A 5000-nucleotide genomic window follows, 5' to 3' on the forward strand; every position below is an offset into this window, starting at 1 on the left:
GTTGGGACAATGCGCCGATGGAGAGTTTCTTTGCGGTGTTGAAGACGGAGTGTTTCTATAACGCAGGTGAATTGACGGTGGACGAATTGATGAAACAGATAGATGACTATATGGATTACTACAACCGTGAGCGTTGCAGTTTGAAATTGAAAAAGCTGAGTCCTGTCGCATACAGAACCCAGCTTACACAGAGCGCCTGAATAGGCTTTTATGAGTGTCCAAGATTTGGGGGCCAGTTCAAAGGCCGTCTGAATGTTTCAGACGGCCTTTGTTTTGAAGCAAGTATTAGCTACCGATCAGTTTCAAACGTTGACCAGGAGTCACAGTACGGGTATTGCGGTTCCAACGGCGGATATCATTAACATCAACATTGAAACGGTTGGCGATGGTGTTCAAAGTATCGCCTTTGCGTACAGTGTAGGAAACGTTTTGAATCGGGTTGCTGCGGACTTTTGCAGGAGCAGCTGTGACCCGAAGGATTTGGCCTTTTTTGATATTGTTGCCTTTGATGTTGTTGGCAATAATCAAATCAGCTACGCTCAAGTTGTAACGTTTGGAGATGTTAAACAGCGTATCGCCATCTGCCACGCGGTGTGTGCCTGCTTCAAGTGCTGCAGTTTGTGTGTTTTGTTGACCGTTTACACGGGCAAGACGCGCATTGATGCGGCGTTGTTGTTTAGCGGTATTGGTTGCGATACGTGCGGCACGAGCACTTTCGGCAGTGACAACAGTTTGAACTTGTTTGGCTTCAGGAGTTGCTTCAGCGACAGTCGCTGCAAGTTCCTCCGCAGGTCGGCTTTGTACCAAAGCCATCAGGTCATCATGCTCTTCTTGAACCGGCGCAGCAGCAACAGATTCAACTGCTAGAGCAGGGGCTACATCGTTTGCGGCAACAGTCGGTGCAGTCAAGTCGGCAGGGATAGCTGCTTTGGGTGCTTCTGCAACATTTGTAGCAGCAGGATCAGAAGTAGTATGGGGCATGGCTACAACAGGGGCGGCTACATCCGCATTTGCAACTTGAGGCTGCGCCTTGGTTTCTGTTACCGCTACGGAAGTAACGTTTTCAGCTTTGCTGCGTGCAATAAAGTCAACCGGTTTGCTGGACTGTGGAACAACAGGAGAAACAATATTGGTCACGGTATTTTGAGCGACTTTAACCGGTTCTGCTACGTTGGAAGCAATAATCGGAGACATGGCCGGCATATTGGATTGGTAAGTATCCGGAGTATTGTCTTTGTCAATAAAGTTAATAATGTCTTGACTTTGGGTAGCTGAGTTTTTAGCCACCAAAATGCTGCGACCTTCAGAAATGGCACTGCCGCTCAGGCCATTGAGGCGTTTGAGTTCGGCTACACTCATGCCGGTATCCTTAGCAATGGCATTAAGTTTTTTGTTGCCCAAAGAGGTATAAATATCCCAAGACATCAGGGTATCTGGATTGGCATTGCGGTAGTTTTTCTCAAATGCAGAAACCGCAGAAACTGGCAACAACAGACGACGGTTGTTTTTAGGGATAAATACTGGGGCATTGAAACCTGGGTTGAGTGCCAACAGTTCGCTTTCGCTGATGTTTGCAAAGCGAGCGATTGTGCTGTTATCAATAGGTTTGTCGATGCTGACAGATTTGAAATACGGTTGATTGCTGATTTCGCTGATATTCATGCCGAAAGTTTGCGGGTTGGCAACGATGTTGCGGACGGCCAAAAGTTTTGGAACGTAGTTGCGTGTTTCATTCGGCATACGCAGGTTTTCATATGTCGGCTCCAAACCTTGCGCGCGGGCACGGTTTACGGCGCGGCCGACGTTACCTTCGCCCCAGTTGTAAGCGGCAAGGGCCAAAGACCAGTCGCCGAACATACCATGCAAGTATTGCAGGTAGTTCAGTGCGGCATCGGTAGCGGCGTAAACGTCGTGGCGGCCGTCATATAAAGGCGTTTTTTCCAAGCCGAAGTGGCGGCCAGTAGCCGGCATAAATTGCCACAGGCCGGATGCGCCGACGTGTGATTTGGCTTTGGTTACGAATGCGCTTTCAATGAAAGGCAGCAAAGCGATTTCAGCAGGCATATTGCGTTTTTTAACTTCATTGGCAATATGGTACATATAAGGTTTGCTGCGGGAGATGGTGCGGTCGAAATATGCACTGTTTGCAGCAAATTTGTTTTCATGGCGGCGAACCAGTTCTGTATTGACTTCGTTGATGCGGAAGTCTTTACGCAACGATGCCCACAAGCTACCAGAGCCGAAGGTTTGTGCTTTGGCTTGGTCGAGCAGGGAGGAGTTGAGGCGCATCATGGCCATGCCGACTTGGTTGGGCGTGGCGTTTTGCGCGTAGGCTGTGGCGGAAACTGCCGACAGGCTTGAAACGGTCAGAGCGATGGTTTTTAGTTTTGCCATAGTAAATAGAGTTATCAAATATATAATAAAATTTCGTCTTTTCGATGGTATCGTTTCAGCATTCAAACGTCAAGTCGAGCAGGGAATTTGCTTGTATGATGTGGCCGTGGTGTTAAAATTCTGTCACACAAGCCAGAATGCATAGGGGAGTCTTTAATGGAAGTTTTTTTTATGCAAACGCCAATGGGACAATATCTTGCTCAAAAAGAGGCGGATTTTTCCAGACGGCATTTGCAATATTTGAATGGCCAAGTGGCAGTTCAATTAGGCGGTATATGGCAGAGGCCGTCTGAAAATATGATTGTGGTGCCGCGCGATGTACGGATGGATGCTGAAATGTTGGCATTTGAAACGCATTCTGTGGATGTATTATTGATGCCCCATCTTTTGGAAATTTCATCTGCCGATTTGGTGTTACAAGAGGCATTTAGGATATTAAAACCCGAGGGCAGGTTGATTTTGACGGGATTTAACCCTAAATCTTTGTGGGGATTGAGCTCGTGGTTTGATGGCAAAAGATTGCCTATGAAATCTCAATGCTTGGCGCTGGCTGAGTTGAAACGAAAAATTGCCGCTATTGGTTTTGAAATGGAATATGGGCAGTTTATGGATTATCTGCCTGCTGTGAATTCGCCATCTGCTTTGCGGTTTTGGCGGTTTATGGAAAAGGCGGGGGATAGGTGGTGGCCTCAATGTGCGGCGGTTTATGGTGTGGTTTTAACGAAACATTTAATTGGTGTCCATCCTTTGCCTGAATTGGAATCTGCATTCGATGGCAATACGGTTGCTTTAAGTACGGCACGTTTGGCTGAATAGTTTTCAGACGGCCTATATATAATGATGAATTTGGAGACTAATGATGCCTGAATTACCTGAAGTGGAAACGACTTTACGCGGAATCGCGCCGCATATTGATGGCAAAAAGATAGAAAAAGTCATTATTCGCCAGTTTAAATTGAGATGGGCTATCCATCCAAACTTGGCGCAAATTTTGGCCGAGCGCAAAATTTTGGCATGCAACCGTCGTGCGAAGTATTTGATTATTACTTTTGAAACAGGTATTTTACTTATTCATTTAGGTATGTCCGGCAGTTTGCGGATTTTTACCGCCGATGATGAGCGTATCGCCACACCAGATAAACACGATCATTTGGATTTTGTATTTGATGACGGTACCGTATTGCGTTATCACGATCCGCGTAAATTTGGTGCGGTATTGTGGTATGAGGGTATTGCCGAGCATCATCCGCTGTTGGAAAAACTGGGGCCGGAGCCGCTCTCGGACGATTTTGATGCAAATTACCTGTATCAGAAATTGAAAAACCAAAAGCGAGCAGTTAAATTAGCGCTGATGGATAATGCGGTGGTGGTTGGCGTTGGCAATATTTATGCGAATGAAAGTCTGTTTAAGGCAGGTATTTCGCCATTGCGTCCGGCGAATAAGCTGACCAAAAAAGAATGCGCATTATTGGTGGAAACCGTTAAAGCGGTTCTGCAAAGGGCGATTGAAACCGGCGGCAGTACGCTGCGAGACTTCGTTAATAGCGATGGAAAAAGCGGCTACTTTCAGCAGGAGTATACGGTCTATAGCCGTCACAATGAGCCTTGTGTCCAATGTGGCGGGCTGATTTTTAAAGAAACTTTGGGGCAGCGTGGAACATTTTATTGTCCAAATTGCCAGAAATAGTTTCAGACGGCCTTAAATGTCAGAGGCCGTCTGAAAATAATGAACACAATACAGAAGAAATTTTATGTCTAAACAAAAAGCTCCTTTTTTTAAACGACTGGGCAGACTTTGCCGTTTGGCAGCTTGGTTATTCAGAACCGGTCGGGATTTGCGTGCCATCGATGGCAACAATGCAGAGGAACGCAATCACGCTGTGGTTGTTTTGGGAAAAGGTGCGTTGGATGCTTTGGATATCGAATTGGAAATCGGCGTACCGCCGCAAGGAAATGTGAGCGGTACTTTGGTGGTGGCCAATCATGTGTCTTGGTTGGATATTTTTGCCATGAGTGCCGTTTATCCGAGCAGTTTTATTGCGAAACAGGAAATTAGCGGCTGGCCGGTTTTGGGGAAAATGGGTAAAAATGCCGGCACGGTGTTTATTAAGCGCAATTCCCGCCGTGATATCGAGCCGATTAATCAGGCGATTTGTGCGGCATTGAAAGCAGGGCAAAATGTCAGTTTCTTTCCCGAGGCACGCACTTCTTCTGGCTTGGGTATTTTGCCGTTTAAAGCAGCCCTGTTTCAATCGGCTATTGATGCGAAAGCGCCGATTCAGGCAGTAACTTTGCGATATTATGATGGCGAAGGACAACGGACGGATCTGCCATCCTATGCGGAGGTAAACCTGTTTCAGTCTTTATGGCGTATTGTTTCTATGAAGAAAATCCGTATCCGTTTGGATTTCTCGCCTCAATACAAACCGACAGACATGCCGGATAAAGACCGCTATGTTTTGAAGGATATTGCGGAAACAGCCATCGGTGAAATTGTGGCTTCGGATTCTCCCGTTCAGCCCTTACCTAAAAAATAATTTCAGTCAGGTACTTGTTTTATTTCAGACGGCCTCCATTTAAAGAAACAGCTGTTTTCGGTTTAATTG

Annotated in this window: 5 protein-coding genes; 4 read left to right on the forward strand and 1 reads right to left on the reverse strand. The window is 46.4% G+C overall.

The features are described from left to right. A partial coding sequence (locus tag ACTHUT_RS13815) for an IS3 family transposase (RefSeq protein ID WP_440418911.1) occupies window positions 1–200 on the forward strand: 200 nt, incomplete at its 5' end. Window positions 201–285: 85 nt separating this feature from the next. Here the strand turns inward: ACTHUT_RS13815 and ACTHUT_RS13820 are convergent. Next, complete coding sequence (locus ACTHUT_RS13820; RefSeq protein ID WP_250589755.1) at window positions 286–2394, reverse strand: LysM peptidoglycan-binding domain-containing protein; 2109 nt, start codon at window positions 2392–2394, stop codon at window positions 286–288. 156 nt (window positions 2395–2550) lie between these two features. On the opposite strand from ACTHUT_RS13820, the gene ACTHUT_RS13825 reads away from it, so the two are divergent. From ACTHUT_RS13825 to ACTHUT_RS13835, 3 genes are all read left to right on the forward strand, one after another. Further along, window positions 2551–3210, forward strand: coding sequence for a class I SAM-dependent methyltransferase (locus tag ACTHUT_RS13825; RefSeq protein WP_348772605.1), 660 nt, complete (start codon window positions 2551–2553; stop codon window positions 3208–3210). A 43-nt stretch (window positions 3211–3253) separates the two neighbouring features. Next, the gene (gene mutM / locus ACTHUT_RS13830; protein ID WP_250601763.1) at window positions 3254–4081 is read left to right on the forward strand and encodes a DNA-formamidopyrimidine glycosylase; all 828 of its coding nucleotides are present in this window, start codon (window positions 3254–3256) and stop codon (window positions 4079–4081) included. A 64-nt stretch (window positions 4082–4145) separates the two neighbouring features. Then, window positions 4146–4931: a 1-acylglycerol-3-phosphate O-acyltransferase gene (locus ACTHUT_RS13835; RefSeq protein ID WP_003685330.1), complete on the forward strand. Its 786-nt coding sequence runs from the start codon at window positions 4146–4148 to the stop codon at window positions 4929–4931. The last annotated feature ends 69 nt before the right edge of the window (window positions 4932–5000 follow it).

The sequence above is a fragment of the Neisseria sp. P0022.S010 genome (assembly GCF_051956635.1).

Bases quoted from the DNA above. Each gene is read 5' to 3' on its own strand.
- ACTHUT_RS13835 (WP_003685330.1), top strand. From the start codon at position 4,146: ATGTCTAAACAAAAAGCTCCTTTTTTTAAACGACTGGGCAGACTTTGC.
- mutM (WP_250601763.1), top strand. From the start codon at position 3,254: ATGCCTGAATTACCTGAAGTGGAAACGACTTTACGCGGAATCGCGCCG.
- ACTHUT_RS13825 (WP_348772605.1), top strand. From the start codon at position 2,551: ATGGAAGTTTTTTTTATGCAAACGCCAATGGGACAATATCTTGCTCAA.
- ACTHUT_RS13820 (WP_250589755.1), bottom strand. From the start codon at position 2,394: ATGGCAAAACTAAAAACCATCGCTCTGACCGTTTCAAGCCTGTCGGCA.